We start from the raw sequence: 15,942 nt of genomic DNA, 5'->3' as shown, positions 1-15,942 counted from the left end.
CTGCGGCGGCAGTCGTACCTGGCGCCAGTGGTATCCGGCACCAGCGCGACCCGCCGCTGGGCCGGGCTCTGCGGGTGTGGACCTGCGGAACCCGACCCAGCCGACGAGGAGCGGTCAGCCGCGGCCCCCCTTCCGTTCGTACGTCACCAGGGAACCATTGCCGAACGTTCCCGTGGTGGCATAGAGGGTGGAGCCGCCGAAGGCCACATCGGCGGGTGACTCTGCCGCGAAGAGGGTGGTGGCCGACGTCTTGCCCTTCCTGATGACGGAGACCTCCCCGCCGAACATCTCGGCCACCACGATGTCCCCGTTCCGGTCCACGTCCAGTCCGGTGGTGCCATGCATGCCACTGGCCACGGCCCGGGCCTTCCCTGACCACGGATTGACCCGGTACACCGTGCTGATCGGCACCATCTCTCCAGCGCTGCCCTGGAGCGTGGAGACGTACAGGTTCCCATCGCGTCCGACCCGCACGTCCGTGGGCACCGGTTCAACGGTGTAGTCCGCCCCGACGACGCAGTCCGGCACGGCCAGGCCCGATTCCGGGGCACCCAGTTGAGCATCGAAGCCGGCCTTCAGTTCCGGCGTCATCGTGATGGTGGTGGTGGGAAGGACGGCCACGGTGGAGATGCGCCGGGTCTTCAGGTCGACCTTGAGGATCGCGTTCGCGGCGGCGTCGGCCACATAGGCGGTGTTCCCGTGGACATCGAGTTGGTAGGCGTGGGACTCCACGATGCCCCGGTAGCGATTGAGGTGTAGGCCGGTGGCCTCCTCGAGCACCGCCACCTCGGCGGCACAGGTGGCGTCCAGCCCGCGCAGCCCGTACGTCTGCCGACGATCGGGGTTGTTGCGGTTCTCGTGGGCGATGAAGTCCCGGCTGGCCACGGTCCGCTTTCCACGCTCGGAGGTCTTGACGAGGTGGCTGGTGGGGCCGCGACCGAAATCGGACTCGATGTGGAAGGTGGACCCCTTAGCAACGTCGATGCCGACCAGTTCGTTGGGCATCTCCTCGCTGACGGGAGGCCGCATCTGGTGGACGGTGGTGACAGTCCCCCGTCTGCTGACCTTGGACAGGGTGCCCGTGAAGCTCTGGGTGACGTAGGCCGAACCGTGGTGGCCGGCTGCGACGGACAGGGGCCCGACGAGGCCCTGCGCCACCGTCTCCGGGGCGGGTGGGGTGGGCGAATGGGCCTGGGCGGGTGCTGCGATGAGGGTGACGGCGAGGGCCAGACAACTGGCCGCGGCTGCCGCACGGGACGTGCGCATGGGGGTCCTCCGAAGGGTGAAACGGCTGCGAGTGGACCGTCCCGGGCGGGACGGGCCAGTGCCTGCGCGCGGAGCCGGGGGAGGCCTTCAGTGCGCGGGAACAGCAGGAGAGTATGGCCGCGACGGCAGGCCGGTCCATCCCCGGTCACCGCCCGGAAATCCGCCGCCGGACCGGGCCCGGTCCGGCGGCAGCAACAGTCCATGTCAGGTGATGTCAAGCTCTCGAATGCCCGCATTTCAGGTACGTTCGAGCCAGGTAGGTTCGAGGCTGCTCACCCGGTGGCTCGCCACCAGGGCATGATCGGGGACCGGCGCCGCGCAGACCGGCCTCCGTTCACTGGCGGGACCTGGTTAGATGACCGCATGCGAGCTTTCGGATACACGGAGTACGGCGGTCCTGAGGTCATGCACCACCTCGAGATGGAGGACCCGACGCCCGGTGAGGGGCAGGTGCTGATCCGCCTGGCCGCGGCTGGCGTGAACCCGGCGGACATCAAGGTCCGGTCCGGGTTGCGCCGGGATCGGATCGAGGTCCGGTTCCCCATGCCCATGGGCCGTGAGGCGGCCGGTGAGGTGCTCGACGTCGGCCCCGGGGTCACCGAGTTCCGTCCCGGAGACGCGGTGTTCGGCTCGACGGCGGCCGGGACCGGTGGGTTCGCCGAACAGGTCCTGCTCAGTGCGGCCGGCACGGCCCTGCGGCCCGAGGCGGTCTCCGCTGAACAGGCGGCCTCCCTGCCGGTGTCCGTGTGCACCGCCTTCGACGCCCTGGGCGAGCTCGATCTTCCCGAGGGCGCCACGCTCGTGGTGCTCGGCGCCGGGGGCGGTGTGGGAACGGCCGCCTGCGGCTTGGCCCGGGACCGCGGGCTGACCGTGCTGGGCGTGGCCTCGGAATCCAAGCGGCCGATCGTCGAGGAACTGGGCGCGCGCCATGTGGTCAAGGGAGACGGCTGGACCGAGCGGGTGCGGGCCCTGGCCCCGGACGGGGTGGACGGCGTGATCGACACCGTGGGTGGTGACACCCTGCGCGAAACCGCCGGACTTCTCCGGGCCGGCAGCGGAGCAGGAGGGTCCGGGCGGGGATCCGGGTGGGGAAGGGTAGAGCGGGCACCGTCCGGCCCGAGCCATTCGAGCGTGCTGCCACTGCGCAGTGTGGCCGACTACGATCTGGCCCGGGAACTCGGCGGTGCGCCCGTCACCCGCCGCCGCACCTCCGCGGTCTACGCGCAGGTCGCCGACCTGGTGGCCGCGGGACACTTCACCCCCGTGGTCTCCACCGTCTATCCGTTCTCTGAGGCGGCGGAGGCGGTGGCCACCGTCGAGTCCGGCAGTCCCGTGGGGAATGTGGTGGTGACCGGCTGAGGACGCGGGGAACGTAGGTGGCGGTTCAGAGGGCGGTGGTTCAGACCGCGGTGACCCAGGGCCGCAGGAGTTCGCCGAGGTGCTCCTCGGAACGATAGGGCACCACGTCGAAACCTCCGAGGCCGGCACCGGCCTCGGCAGGCCGGCCCCAGTCCTGACGGAACTCGAGCACCGCGACCTCGTGGTCCACGAGCGTCACCACCACGCTACGGCGGCCCGGCGGGGTGGCCTCGATGACCAGGGTGTCGGCAGACTCCCAGTAGAGCCGCGCGGCCATCAGGGCTCCGGCCGGAGTGGGATGGAGCCGGCTGTCCACCAGGTTCAGCCGCTGCAGCAGCTCGAGCTGCCCCTGGTCCTTCTGCCGGGAGCGGGCGCCACCCCAGGCGGCGTTGATGACAGCTTGCACCGAACTCTGGGGGATCGGTTCGAGAGGTGGGGCGTAGTCGGTCGGACCGGGGGTCGAATCCGTGCCCGTGGCCACCGTGGACCAGCTCGGCGCCAAGTCGCCCGGTGCAGGCGCGGGGTCCCCGGGCCGGGGGGCCAGGCCCTCCAGGGCACGGACCCAGCGGGGCCGCCATCGGGCGGGCATGCCCGAGGTACCCATGAAGTGCCCGGCGACCACGAGGGCCAACCCGCCGAAGAAGCCCACGGACCAGGCGAGGCCGCTGGCCGTCGTCGGGCCTCCGGTGGCGAAGAGATCGGCAACGGGAGTGGACAGTCCCATCAGGACGAAGCCGGCGCCCATGGGAACCATGGCCGGTCCAAGGTGGCCGGCGTAGATGAGCGGTCGGGAGAGCCACCGTCGGTTCCAGCCGGCGTAGGCACCCCAGCCCAAGACCAGGAATGCCGCGCCGATGAGGAGGAAGAACCACATCAGGAGGTTCCGGACCCGCCGGTGACCCCGCGGGTGGCTTCGTCCCAGTATTCGACCAGGCTGGTGAAGACGGTGAGGGCGCTGACCTGAACCAGGGTGGCCTGATCGTCCCCGGGCTCGCCGGTGATGGCGAAGCAGCCGTGGCGCTCTGTCATGAGCCAGGGCTGGGGCGTGGCATCCGTACCGGCCAGGCGCAGCAGCCACCAACGGCCGTCCCGCAACGGTTCCGGCAGTGCGGCCGCCGCCGCTGTTCCGGCCGTTCCAGAGGCACACGAGCCCGGGCCGGCGTGGTCCTCGATGGCCGACCAGTCCACGGTGACCGGTGGCCAGCCGAGCCAGGCGGGGGTGACCCCCGCCCAGGACAGCACCGCCTTCGGCAGGGCGTCCCAGGCGCCGGAGACGAACTGGCGGTCAGCGGCCAGCCGGTGTGCCTCCACCGCGGGATCCGGGTCCAGCATCGCGACCAGGCCCGGGGCCGCCCAGCCCGCGAAGCCGTCCCGGGACAGCCTCAGGTCCACGGAGCTGGAACCACGGGGGGTGTGCAGCACGGCCGTGTGCCGGTGCGGTGAGTCGAGGGTCTGCAACTCCGCGGGACGGTCACGACCCGTCCCGGACAGCCCCAGGCCGGCGTAGGTCTCGGGATCCAGGACGCCGCCGGCCTCGACCCGGCGCACGGACGCGTCGTCGAACCAGCCACCCTCGTGGGACCAGGCCTGGAAGCCGCGGACCTTGTCCAGGGTCTCCAGTGGCATCCCGTGGGCCTTCGAGGCCGACGCGTCGAGCCGGGGCTCCCGGTCCGGGAAGCCGGACAGGCGCGCGTCGAAGGGCGTCGGGGCGACGGGACCCCCGGCGGCAGAGCCGTCACCGGACCGGCGCACGGAACCGCCCAGGTGGAGCATGAGTGGCTGCAGATGCCGGCTTTGGGCCACGGTGCAGTGCGCGGACATCTCCAGGAGGCGCTCGCCGTCCTCGATGAGCCATTGGTAGCTGACCAGTTCACCCGCCGGGGACGCGTGGAGGAAGACCTGACGACGGCCGTTGCGGACTTCTGTCCCGGAGGACAGGCGGAAGGGGGCCGTGTCCAGCCACAGACAGTCCGGTGCGGTACTGGTCAGCACGGCGGCGGCCAGGGATGCCAGCTGGGGCAGGGACCGGCCTCGAGAGGGAACGTAGCGCGCCGTGAAGGTCGGCGTGTAGTCCAGATCTTCCCGAAGCGGATGCACCACGGTCAGGTCCTGACCGGGCAGCTGCCGCCAGCTGGACGGCACCTCGAACGTGAGGTCTTGCCAGGACAGGTTCCGCCAGGTGGCCGAGTCGCTCAATCGAACAGTTCTCCCCAATTGCCGGTCACGAGATCGCCGACGAAGTCACCGGCCTCGCCGACCCCCTCTTGGATTCCCTCCGGAACATACTTGTTGAACCCGTCCATGACGAAATCGTTGATGTCGTCCTGCCATCCGGACAACTCCAGGGCCACGGCAACACCGGTGCCGATGACCAGGCCGACGCCGGCGCCCACCAGGGTGCCGGCCCCGGGGACCACCGAGCCGATGATCGCCCCGGTGGCGACCCCGGTGGCGATGGCCGTGCCGCCGCGGACCAGGGTCTCCTGACCGACCTCGTTCTCGAGTTCCTCCTCACTGAGGTTCGGATTCTCCTGGAGGAGGCGTTCTTCGGCCTTCTGCCGTTCGCTGGCGAACGTGAAGCCGGCGGCCAGGACGGAGAGGGCGCCTCCACCGATCCGGATGCCGTTCGGCTGCCGCAGGCGGTTGCCATCGGCGTCAGTGCCGGTGTGCGTCATCTGGATGTCCCGGTTGAAGTCCGGTTCGGGAACGTCGAGCTTGACCGGTCTGCCGTCGGGGTCCAGGCCCTGGGCCAGGTTGGGCAGGCCTCGGAGGAACTCTCGACGGCTGAAGGTGGGGGTGGTCGGCGGCTGGTACTCGTAGTGCACCTGGCCGAGGATCGTCTCGAAATAGCCGGTGGTGATGCCGCCCCAGCCCAAGGCCTGGCCGTGCTCGTTCGCAATGGGAACCGTGATGCCGGTCAGGGTCTGGGCGCAGGCATCGTTGGCGGTCTCGTAGTCGGTGACGACCCCGTTGATCAGGCCATTGATCCGGTCGATCTCCTCTTGGTACGCCGGCTCGTCACTCGTGAGCCCCCCGGGGAAGGCGGATGCCGCGGCCTGTGCGTCCGTGTTGCGGGTCTCCAACGCCTCGACGGCTCCGGCCCAGGTGTTGAGCGCCGACTTTGCCTCGCCCAGGGCTGTGGCCAGGTTCTCGGCCCGGTCCGAGGGCAGGTTGAATGCGCCGGCCAATTGGATCTGCAGGCCCGTGTCCGTCTGGTAGTAGTCCGTGACGGAGCTCCACTCGGTCCTGGCGCCGTCGACCTCCGTCTTGTATTTCTCCCCGGCCGTGTTCAAGTCCGTGGCGGCATCACGGATGGTCTGCGGATCCGGCCAGTCGTCCAGCTTGTCCAGTTGGGGGAAACGCGCCATGGGATCTCCTTCAGAGCTCGTTCAGGTCGACGGCACCGTACTGGTCCCGGTCCAGGGTGTCCCGGGCCGTGTCGATCGCCTCGCTGGAGATGCGGGCGTTCTCGCCCTGCTCCGCCGAGGCCTCGACATAGGCATCCACCAAGGTCTGGGTGGCCACCAGCCGGCCTTCGCACAGGCTGATGATGTTGTCCTTGGCGGGGATGGCGAGGTTCGCCTCGAACGAGGACAGCGCCTCGACCACCACGGAGACGTCCTTGGCGGCGCTCTCCGCCGAGGACAAGGCCGTGGTCAAGGTGTTGTCATCCCGGAGGTTCTGGACGTGGACGTCGGCGTTGAGCATCACCGCGCCGAGTCCCACCGGGTCAATCTCATAGGCGCCCATGGTGTGCCGCCCTCCTCTTCGTCCTCTGGCATGCTGCCGTTGATGCGCGAATGGCCCCGGCTGGTCCGTCACCGGCGCTCACCGTTCGATTGTAGGGACGCGTCCAGAGATCCGCAGTGGGGAGAACTACCCATGTGATCTGCACGGTGATGACGACTCCGTGATGCCGACCCGGTGATCCCGGCCGCGGCACACCCTGACATTCGGGCACCGATGGCGATACGGTGGCCACGTCGGCACCGTCACCGGTCCGGCAACCCGGCACGTCCAGACGTCACAGGAGGAACTTCATGCCCCGTCCGATCGTCAGCAAGGCCAGCACCCAGTGGGACGGTGACCTGTTCACCGGTTCCGGGACCACCGCCCTCGAGACATCCAAGGCCGCCACCTTTGACGTGAATTGGAAGGCCCGGGCCGAGGAGGCGGGCGCTACCACGAACCCCGAGGAACTGCTCGCCGCCGCCCACTCCACCTGCTACACCATGCAGTTCTCCAACATGCTCAAGGAGAACGGCACCGCCCCCACCCACCTGGAGACCACCGCGGACGTCACCTTCGAGGCCGGCGTCGGCATCACCGGCATCATGCTGGTCATCAAGGGACAGGTCGAGGGGATCTCCACCGAGGACTTCGTGAAGATCGCGGACCAGGCCAAGGACCAGTGCCCGGTGTCCCAGGCGCTCGCCGGTGTCAAGGACATCACCGTGGACGCCACCCTGACCTGAGGCCAGGCAGCGTGGCCTGAGACCGGGTGGTCGCCCTCTCAGGCGAACAACCCCGCCACGAGTTCGTCCGAGCGGCGCTGGCCGGCCGGATCGCTCATGCCGCCGGTCACCAGCAGCTCATCGGCGCCGGTGAAGTCCACCAGCGACTCCACCGCCTCGCGCACCTCGTCCGGGGTGCCGTGGATCCCGGAGGCGAGGTTCTCCTCCACGCGCCGCCGGTCGCGGTCGGTAACGGAGCCGGCGTCGCCCTCGCCGCGCATCACCGCCCGGACGTCCCTGGCGGGTTCCAGGGCGCGGAACTCGCCCTTGACCCTCGACTGGGCCAGCGCCCAGGCCTCCGGTAGGACCAGGTCCCGCGCCGCCTCGCGGGTATCCGCCACGGCGAGGTTCGCCGAGACGATGACGTAGGGCTCCGCGAACCATGGTGATGGGCGGAAGTCGCGGCGGTACCGGGCGAGGCCTTCATGTCCCGCCTCGCCGCCGCGCTGATACAGGGACGGCCCGCCCACGACGACGGCCAGCCCGGCCTCCGCGGCCCAGCGCAGCCCCTGCCCGGTCGCCAGGACGAACACCGGGGTGGCGGCATGGTCCTGCGGGCGTGCGGTGAACGGACCGGTGCCGCCGAGGAACCCCAGTAGTTCGGCGAGGTCCTGCGGGAACTGCTGCGCGGCCTCCTTGTCCCGGCGCAGTGCCGCCCGGACGGCCGGGGTGAACCCGACGGAGCGGCCTAGGCCCAGGTCGATGCGTCCGGGGAACAGGGCTTGGAGGGTGGCGGTCTGTTCGGCCACGACCAGGGGCTGGTGGTTCGGCAGCATGACCCCGCCGGAGCCCACGCGGAGTCGGTCCGTGGCGGCGGCGATGGCGGACATGAGCAGTGTTGGGGTGGAGCCGGCAATGCCGGGTACACCGTGGTGCTCGGCCACCCAGAACCGCGAGTATCCCAGCTGCTCCGCCCGTTGGGCCCGGGCGATGACACCCTTCAACACCTCGGCCTCGCTGGCCCCCTCGATCGTGTTGGCGCGGTCGAGGAGGGACACGGGCAGGCGGGTGGCGGGGTGCGAGGTCATGTCCGGCATAACGGGATCGTCGCCCAGAATATTGCCGCGACCGGAGAAACCGGCGGCGGGCTGTGGGACCTGCCTGCCGGCGTCGGGCCCTTGCTACCGTGCGGGCATGGCCGTCATCTACGAAACCGCTGCCACCCTCAACGGATTTCTCGCGACCGAGGACGATTCCCTGGACTGGCTCTTCGAGATCCCGGGTGAGCAACCGGACATCACGGACTTCATGGGCTCGGCCGCCGCCATGGTGATGGGCTCCACCACCTATGAATGGGTGCTGGCGATCGAGGACCTCGTGGCCCATCCGGAGAAGTGGGCCTCGTCCATGGGGAAGAAACCGGTGTTCGTGTTCTCCACCCGCCAGCTGCCCGTTCCGGCCGGAGCAGATGTGCGGATCCTCGACGGCGACGCCGGCCGGCACCTTCCCGAGATCCGGGCGGCCGCCGGCGACGGCGACATCTGGATGATGGGCGGCGGGGGGCTGGCCGCCCAGTTCCTGGCCGCTGGCGCGCTGGACAGGATCGCCATCACCCTGGCGCCGGTGACCCTGGCCCGCGGGAAACCGCTGTTCTCCGGCGACATGTTCTGGGACCGGCTGCGGCTGCGGTCCGCCGAGAAGATCGGGGAGTGGGCCCGGCTCGTCTATGACATCACTCCGGCCGAGCAGGGCACGCATCCGCCGACCACGTTGCCCTCCTGAGGCAGCCCGCGGGCCCGGTTCGTCCTCACGTGTAGAGCCGAAATATTCTTCTCTGTTGTAATAGTGTGTGTCACACAGTAAAGTGTGAGGCGTGAACGAAGAACTGGCTTCCGCCCTTGCCACCCACCGGCAGGAACTCCGGCGCGGCACCCTCGTGGTCGCCTGCCTGCTGGCCTGCCGAACCCCTCGCTACGGGTACGCCCTGCTGGAGTACCTCGCCTCCGCGGGGCTGGACGCGGAGGCCAACACGCTTTACCCGCTGCTGCGCCGGCTGGAAGGCCAAGGTCTCCTGAAGGCGGAGTGGAACACGGAGGAGCCCCGTCCACGGAAGTACTACAGCCTCACCGAGGACGGAGCCGGGATGGCCGACGAGCTCCGGGACGAATGGAAACGACTGACGGCCAGCCTGGCCACCCTCTGGAAGGAATCACCACGATGACCGCTTTGACCCGTCGCTACATCGACCAGGTCGTCGCGCATCTGTCCGAAGGACAGCGCGAGGGCATCTCCCGTGAGTTGGCCGCCCTGATCTCGGACATGCAAGAGGAGCGGCTCGCCACCGGTGCCGACGAGGCTGCCGCCGAGCGAGAGGCCCTCGAGGAGCTCGGGGACCCGGCCCGGCTGGCCGCACGGTACCGCAACGCGCCGAACTACCTGATCGGCCCGGAGTTGTATCCCGTCTACGTGCGTGCGTTGCAGTGGCTGGTGCCGGTGGTCCTCATGGTCTCCCTGATCGTCAACATCGTGGTGTATTCCGCCACGGAGGCCGAGGCCAATATCGGGGCCATGATCGGACAGATCGTGGGGCCGCTGATCAGCGCGCTGTTCTGGATCCTGGGTTCCGTGACCCTGTTCTTCTGGGTCTTCGAACGCGTCGCCCGGCCGCGGGACAAGACCGCCGTTGCGCGGGACGGGGCCCGGCATTGGAGCGTCGACGATCTGGGGATCGAGATGGCCCATGCACGGGAGGCCCGCTCCGAGGCCATCGGTGGCCTGGTCATGCTGGTGCTCTTGGCGCTAGTGCCGCTGATCCCGACCTCGTTCTTCTACGTGGGCCACTTGAACGACGGCGGACCGTTCGTCAACCAGGGCCTGTGGAACTTCTGGCTCCCGGCCTACTACGTCCTCCTCGCCGTAGAGGCGATGCTGGGCATCTGGACGATCGTCCGGGGCCGCACCACTCGGCCTCGACTGGCGGCCAGGGCTGCGATGGACGTGGTGGCCGGCCTGTTCTTCACCGTGCTGGTCCTGACGCAGCAGGTCATCGACCCCGCGATCAGCTCCGGCATCCTCCAGACCTCCGGCGCCACGGACTGGGTGGACGTGCTCTATCTGGTGGTCATCTGGGTAGTCGTCCTCTGGGACCTGTATGTCTGCGTGAAGTACTGGCGGACCCTGGGCGTGCCGGAACGCCTGGTCACGGCGTGATAACGGTGTGAGTTGAGCGCGGATGTTTATGCGGGCTGATGGGACCCAGATGGCGGTCAGGGGCCGTTCAGCCCGCCGCAAGGTTGCGGTTTAATAACGAACCTGTACCTTTAAGTAACGGTCCGATAACCCCAGCGGATGTCGGACGGTGACCCACTCCAGCCTGTGAAGGCCACGGGGCGGGCGCTGTTCGGATCCGGGGACCGCCGTGTGTACACCGTCGTCGAACAAGGTATGAATCCATGAACTACCCCACCCGCCGTGACCGCCTGGCCGCCGAGCTGCAGGCCCGCCGGTCCCGCCGTCGCCGCTCCCTGACCGTCGGAGCCCTCGGCGTGACCACCGCTGCCGGCGCCCTGCTGGCCGGGGTGGCCCCCGCCTCCGCCAACGATGGCTCGCAGCAGGCCTCGTCCTACCAGGACTGGAGCTACCAGGGCTCCTCCTCGAGCTCTTCCGAGACGTCTTCCGCCTCGGACTACTCCACCGCCTCGGCCGGATCCTCGAGCGAAGGTGCCAGCTACCAGCTGGCCTCCTACTCCTCGACGTCCGGCTCTTACGGAGCGGCGGCAGACTGGGCCGTGTCCACTGCCAATGACTCCTCTGTGGGCTACTCCTACGGTGGCAACGGGCCGTCCGCCTATGACTGCTCCGGATTCACCCAGAACGCCTTCGCCCAGTCCGGCGTGGACATCCCGCGGACCTCCGGCGCGCAGTTCTCCGGGGCCAGCCAGTATGTGGGGTTGGACGATCTGCAGGTCGGTGACCTGGTGTTCTGGTCCAACAACGGATCGGCCTCTGGCATCTACCACGTGGCCATGTACGTGGGTGATGGAAAGATCGCTCACGCCCGCAATTACACCGAGGGTGTCTCCGTCACTGACGTGGACTACAGCCCCACGAACATGATGGGCACGGCCGCCCGGTACTGATCCGGTTCTCCGCAGCCACTCTCATCGTGCCGGGCCACAGTGATGATCACTGTGGCCCGGCACGATTGGTGTAGTTGTACCCAGCTCTTGCCCGCACAGCGGTCAACCGAACCGCTGGCTGCGCAGCAGAGCGTCGGCGCGGCGCGCCACATCGGCCTGTTGGGTGGCCAGGGTCGTCACCAAGCGCCGCACGTGGCGGACGCGGGCCTCCCACGCTTCGCCGCGCTGTTCCCGGCGCGGCAACCGTTCCAGGGCGTCCACCTCGCGCCATGCCGTGACCAGCGCGGACTCGTAGAGCCGCTGGTCGGCCTGCTCCGCCCGGCCGCCGGTCGCCGAATCCAGGCCCAGCACCGCGACCATGTCCAACCGGGAGAGGTCCAGACCCAGGGCCAGCTGCTCGAGGTCGGTCCGCAGCCCGGCCAGTTGGCGGCGGACCGCAGCGGTGCCCACCCGGCGCCGGCCGGCTTCCACCACGGCCAGGCCGAGCATGATGACGGTCAGGATCCCGGTCCACGCGCTGAAGAAGACCGCCCAGAACACGGCTGCCGGACTCACCTGGTCCACGGTGAGGTGGTTGTACTCCATGGCCCGTCCCAGGTCCTCCAGTTCGTAGGAGATCCACCAGCCGATGGACACATCGGCCATGTCACCGGTGCCGTGCACCGTGGGTTCAGTCCCGGTGAAGGCGTAGGCGCCCAGCCTACTGCTGACGCCCACACTGAACTCTCCGGTGAGGAAGTTGTCGAACGCGTACGTGCCGTCCTCCAGGATCCACACGGGCAGGATGGCTTGGCCCAGGGCCACGTCACCCGTCCGAGGGTCCAGCACCTCCGGGAACTCTGCGGCCACGTCCTGCTTCACCTGTTGCTGCGCCTCGAGCAGGTCCCAGTAGTCGATGGCGATGCGATGGTCATATTCCGGGTCCGGTGCATAGTCGATGTACCGCTCTGACGGGAGAAGGGCCACCGTCACCTCGACGTCGGCCGGCAGCAGCGCGCCCTCGTCGCTGTATTCGAGGGACCACGCCATTCGCTCGCGAACGTAGTCCAGGTCCAGGCTGTCTGCGTGGGTCTGCGGATCGGTGTCCCGGGGCTCCACCGGCCCGGCCAACGCCGCCGGATCGCCATAGACCTTCAGCCCGGCCAGGGGACGGTCACCGGTGAGGGTCCGGCCGTACTGGATGTGGCTGTCCTCGACCTGGGATGAGACCAGGAATCCGGCTCCGAGGGAGACCAGCAGCGGAAACACGCCCAGGAGCAGACCATAGGGGATCCCGGACGCGGCTGCGGACGGCGGAGGGGGCGGCGTTGACTGATCGTGCCCCGCCTGGCGATCGATCAGCTCCAACACTTGCTCGGTGGCCTGCAGGGGGCCAAGGTCGGCGCCGTGACCCAAGCCCAGAGCTGCCCGCAGGCCTGTGAAGGAGTCGGTGGCCCCGGCCGTGGCGGCGGAGACCCTGGCACGGGCACGTTCGTCCACGGACTCATTCATGGTTCGCACGTGAGTGGCGTTGGGGATGGTCTTCGGTGAGGCCACGCGCCGGGACATCCGGAGGGCGGTCGTGCGGATGTCCTGTTCCACGGCGTTCCACCGTTGCAGGAGATCGCCGTGCCGGGACACCAGACCCGCCGCTTGTTCATCCGCAGGCCGGTCCGCGTGGCGGTCCGCGCCCCGGCCCGCCGGGGAGGTGCCGGGGGCACCCGGGTGCGCGCCGTCGTCGTGCGCCCGATCTGGGGACGTGCCGGTCCCGACGCCGGCCGCGACCTCCTGGGCGATGGCCAACAGGCGCGCGCGGTGTGCCTCCAGGGCACGCGCCTCGGCCGGGTAGCGGTCATGATGCGCGAGCACCTCGTCGATGGACTGGAGCAGCGGCAACGCAAGCCGGTCCAGGACGGACCGGGACCCGGCATGGCCGGAGCGGACCTCGGCGGCCTGGGCCAGGACGTCGGCCCGGCGTTGCAGGTCCAGGGTGTCCGCGGCGAACTGCTGGAGATCGGACTCGAGCTGCTCCGCGGTCCGGGCCTTCAGAGGCGGGGAGGTGCGGTCGAGGTCCGCCACCAGGGACTGCTCCGTGCGGGCGAGTTCACGGGTGAGCTCGCGGACCCGCTTCCAGTCGTTCTGCAGCCTCGCGTGCTGGGGCCGATCCTGCTGGACGCCGGCCACCTCCACCCGTAGCTGCAGGGTCTCCAACTCGAGGACGGCCCGGGCCAGCCGTAGTTGGGACTCGCCGAAGGCCCGGTATCTCGCTCGCTCGTCACGGCGCCGGCCGACCCAGCGGTACATGGCCAGGATGGCGATGAACATCGGCAGCGCGGCCAGGGGAGCCCACAGCAGCGGAGTGCGGATGCCCGGGTCGAACTTCAGGTCTGCGGCGGTCAGGGCAGCGCCGATGATCGCGTGGGGTCCGTGGCCGAGGGTCCGGTTGTTGACGAAGGTCTCACGGATAGTGGCGGCGGTCGAGTAGTCATCGCCGTAGTCCTCCCCGGCGAAGGCCACGCGGGTGGCGTCATGCAGCGAGAGGTCCGGGTCCTCGGGATCATCCCCGATGGAGAGCATGATGTCCGCATCACCGGTCTCACCGTTGCTGTACTCGTCCCACTCCAGTTCGCGCTCGACCACATGCAGGGTGAACGGCTCATGGCCCAGCGCGATCCCCTCTGCGGCGGCTTCCACCGATTCCTGGGTGATGCCATGGGGCAGCCCCTCGTCCACCACAAAGGTGATGGGTTCAGTGGGCTGTGCGGTGACCTGCTGGAGGCCGATGGCACCGAGCACCACGGACACTCCGGCCAGGGACACGGCCAGAAACGGGAAACGTGAAGGGGGTCGCCGGCGCAGTGGGCGGCCGGGGGGTCGCTGCGAGGGGCCGGGCACGGGCGACATTCTATGGGCTCGGACGGCCTGGGCGCGGATGGCTTCGGAACCGTGACCCGTAGGATGCCAGCAGGTGAGAGCCGGTTCCGCGGACCCGATCCACTCACCCCACCCCTCCATCCCCTCCCTGAGGAGCCATCCCGTGACCCACACCCCGGCGCCCCGCATGGACGAGGAGATCCGTCCCTACCTGAAGTCGCTGGGACTGCCGGGCCTGGTGGACCTGCACGTGCACTTCATGCCGGACACCGTCCAGGAGAAGGTCTGGGCCTTCTTCGACCGGCAGGGCGAGGACGGTGGACTGCCGTGGCCCATCGCCTACCGCGTGGGGGCCGACGAGCGCGTCCGCCGCCTGGACGCGCTGGGCGTCACCGCCTACACCACCCTCAACTACGCGCACCGGCCCGGCATGGCCTCCTGGCTCAACGAGTTCTCCACCGCCTTCGCCGCGTCCCATCCGTGCGCCATCCACTCGGCCACGTTCTACCCGGAGCCGGACGGGGTGTCAGCGGGACAGCAGGTCGCGGACGCCTTGGAGGCCGGCGCCCGGGCCTTCAAGGTGCACGTCCAGGTGGGCGGGTTCTCCCCACTGGACCCCGCCCTCGCGGAGGCCTGGTCACTGGTCGAGCAGGCCCGGACCCCGGTGGTCATCCACTGCGGCAACGGCCCGCACCGGGGCGAGTTCACCGGGATCGGTCCCGTCCGGGCGCTCGCCGACCGCCACCCGGACCTCGTGCTGGTGGTCGCGCACGCCGGCCTGCCCGACTACCGGGACTTCGCCGAGTTGGCGGCCGAGCACCCGAACGTCTACCTCGACACCACCATGGTCGGCACCACCGCGATGGAGTTGCGCGCCCCGATCCCGGCGGACTATCCGGAGAGCATGGCCGCACTGGACGGCAAAGTGGTCTTCGGCACGGACTTCCCCTCGATTCCGTACGCCTACAGCCACCAGATCGAGGCCCTCGTGGGCTGGGGACTCGGGGACGAGTGGATGCGCAACGTCCTGTGGAACACGCCGCGGCGTCTGCTCGGTTACTGACCACCTCGGTAGGTGCGTGGCGTCAGCCCCAGCACCGTCCGGAAGTCCCGGCTCAGATGGGCGTGGTCGGCATAGCCGAGCTCGGCGGCGATGTCCGCGATCGTGATGGCGGGCTCCTCGCGTAGCCGAACGGCCGCCTCCTGCAGCCGGTACCGGCGGATGATCGCCAGCGGGGTCACGCCCACGTGGCTGCGGGCGAGCCGCTGGACACCGCGGACCGAGACGCCCAGCCGCTCGGCGACCTGCTCCACCCGCACGATCGCCCGGTCCGTCGCGATCAGCTCCTCCATCGCGTTGGCGAGCCGGCCCGCGGCGTCCGGCAGGACCATCCGGTCCTCCGCCCACCGGGCGAAGGCTGAGGCGGCCTCACCGCGGGCGGCCGCGCCGTCGTCGTGCTCCAGGGCGGCCTCCACAGAGACCAGCAGGTCCGGGGCCTCGAAGGGCACCTCGGTGTCCCGGAGCCGTTCCGGCTCCGGATGCCATTGCACGACGCCGGCCGGGCGCAGCAACGCGCCCACCGCCCAGCCGGTGCCCGTCAGGTCGCGGAACGAGGCCCGGGTGGACGGCCCCGTGAGGGTCACCGCGCCGGGCTGGACGACGAGGTTGGAGGCGGGGAACGGCAGGACCTCCTGGCGTGAGGTCCGGCCCGCGGCCAGGCTCCACTGCGGGATCCAGAACCAGCGCAGGAGCGCCTCGAGCCCGGGAGGGGCGGGGACCCGGTGGAATGAGGGCAGCCGGGTGGGGTAGAGGATGCCGCGGCCATCGTCCGTTGTGGTCACGAGTGGCGCTCCTCTCGGGCTGGGGTGGC

General features: G+C 69.6%; 15 protein-coding genes. 7 read left to right on the top strand and 8 right to left on the bottom strand.

All coding sequences use genetic code 11. From position 1 onward, the window contains the following. Positions 1-114: 114 nt before the first annotated feature. Complete coding sequence (locus C8E99_RS11780) at positions 115-1,266, bottom strand: ScyD/ScyE family protein (RefSeq protein WP_115932450.1); 1,152 nt, start codon at positions 1,264-1,266, stop codon at positions 115-117. Positions 1,267-1,629: 363 nt separating this feature from the next. Here C8E99_RS11780 and C8E99_RS11775 point away from each other — a divergent pair, with 363 nt between their 5' ends. Beyond that, positions 1,630-2,625, top strand: coding sequence for an NADP-dependent oxidoreductase (locus C8E99_RS11775; protein WP_115932449.1), 996 nt, complete (start codon positions 1,630-1,632; stop codon positions 2,623-2,625). Between the two features lie 40 nt (positions 2,626-2,665). On the opposite strand, the gene C8E99_RS11770 is transcribed toward C8E99_RS11775, so the two are convergent. From C8E99_RS11770 to C8E99_RS11755, 4 genes are read right to left on the bottom strand one after another with little or no spacing between them, the layout of a single operon-like run. Next, a complete protein-coding gene (locus C8E99_RS11770; protein WP_115932448.1) occupies positions 2,666-3,499 on the bottom strand; it encodes a hypothetical protein in 834 nt (277 codons plus the stop codon). Further along, entirely contained in the window at positions 3,499-4,821 is a 1,323-nt protein-coding gene (locus C8E99_RS11765) for a hypothetical protein (RefSeq protein ID WP_115932447.1), read from the bottom strand. The genes C8E99_RS11770 and C8E99_RS11765 overlap by 1 nt, the downstream gene beginning before the upstream one ends. After that, positions 4,818-5,993, bottom strand: coding sequence for a hypothetical protein (locus C8E99_RS11760; protein WP_115932446.1), 1,176 nt, complete (start codon positions 5,991-5,993; stop codon positions 4,818-4,820). The genes C8E99_RS11765 and C8E99_RS11760 overlap by 4 nt, the downstream gene beginning before the upstream one ends. A gap of 10 nt (positions 5,994-6,003) precedes the next feature. Next, complete coding sequence (locus tag C8E99_RS11755) at positions 6,004-6,375, bottom strand: hypothetical protein (protein ID WP_115932445.1); 372 nt, start codon at positions 6,373-6,375, stop codon at positions 6,004-6,006. A gap of 290 nt (positions 6,376-6,665) precedes the next feature. Between C8E99_RS11755 and C8E99_RS11750 the strand changes: the two genes are divergently transcribed. Beyond that, complete coding sequence (locus C8E99_RS11750) at positions 6,666-7,100, top strand: OsmC family peroxiredoxin (RefSeq protein WP_115932444.1); 435 nt, start codon at positions 6,666-6,668, stop codon at positions 7,098-7,100. 38 nt (positions 7,101-7,138) lie between these two features. Here C8E99_RS11750 and C8E99_RS11745 read toward each other — a convergent pair whose 3' ends face one another. Next, positions 7,139-8,167 (bottom strand): MsnO8 family LLM class oxidoreductase, encoded by a 1,029-nt coding sequence (locus tag C8E99_RS11745; RefSeq protein ID WP_115933444.1) that lies wholly within the window; start codon positions 8,165-8,167, stop codon positions 7,139-7,141. 106 nt (positions 8,168-8,273) lie between these two features. On the opposite strand from C8E99_RS11745, the gene C8E99_RS11740 reads away from it, so the two are divergent. The 4 genes from C8E99_RS11740 (at position 8,274) to C8E99_RS11725 (ending at position 11,218) form a co-directional block, all read left to right on the top strand. Further along, positions 8,274-8,861, top strand: coding sequence for a dihydrofolate reductase family protein (locus tag C8E99_RS11740; protein ID WP_115932443.1), 588 nt, complete (start codon positions 8,274-8,276; stop codon positions 8,859-8,861). Between the two features lie 91 nt (positions 8,862-8,952). Further along, positions 8,953-9,300 carry a PadR family transcriptional regulator gene (locus C8E99_RS11735; protein ID WP_211309036.1) on the top strand — a complete coding sequence of 116 codons (348 nt, stop codon included), beginning with the start codon at positions 8,953-8,955 and terminating at the stop codon, positions 9,298-9,300. After that, on the top strand, positions 9,297-10,289 hold the full coding sequence (locus C8E99_RS11730) for an HAAS signaling domain-containing protein (protein ID WP_115932442.1): 993 nt from the start codon (positions 9,297-9,299) through the stop codon (positions 10,287-10,289). The genes C8E99_RS11735 and C8E99_RS11730 overlap by 4 nt, the downstream gene beginning before the upstream one ends. Positions 10,290-10,531: 242 nt before the next feature. Further along, positions 10,532-11,218, top strand: a complete 687-nt coding sequence (locus C8E99_RS11725) for a C40 family peptidase (protein WP_115932441.1) — start codon at positions 10,532-10,534, stop codon at positions 11,216-11,218. Between the two features lie 102 nt (positions 11,219-11,320). Here the strand turns inward: C8E99_RS11725 and C8E99_RS11720 are convergent, their stop codons facing one another. Further along, entirely contained in the window at positions 11,321-14,017 is a 2,697-nt protein-coding gene (locus C8E99_RS11720) for a hypothetical protein (protein WP_147301228.1), read from the bottom strand. A gap of 217 nt (positions 14,018-14,234) precedes the next feature. Between C8E99_RS11720 and C8E99_RS11715 the strand changes: the two genes are divergently transcribed. After that, positions 14,235-15,134 carry an amidohydrolase family protein gene (locus tag C8E99_RS11715; protein WP_245952298.1) on the top strand — a complete coding sequence of 300 codons (900 nt, stop codon included), beginning with the start codon at positions 14,235-14,237 and terminating at the stop codon, positions 15,132-15,134. On the opposite strand, the gene C8E99_RS11710 is transcribed toward C8E99_RS11715, so the two are convergent. After that, a complete protein-coding gene (locus C8E99_RS11710) occupies positions 15,128-15,913 on the bottom strand; it encodes a helix-turn-helix transcriptional regulator (protein ID WP_115932439.1) in 786 nt (261 codons plus the stop codon). The genes C8E99_RS11715 and C8E99_RS11710 overlap by 7 nt on opposite strands. Positions 15,914-15,942 lie beyond the last annotated feature (29 nt).

This window comes from Citricoccus muralis (genome assembly GCF_003386075.1).
Lineage (GTDB): Bacteria > Actinomycetota > Actinomycetes > Actinomycetales > Micrococcaceae > Citricoccus > Citricoccus muralis.
The sequence above is the reverse complement of the archived record's forward strand: the minus strand, read 5'-3'. Positions and strand labels throughout refer to the sequence as shown.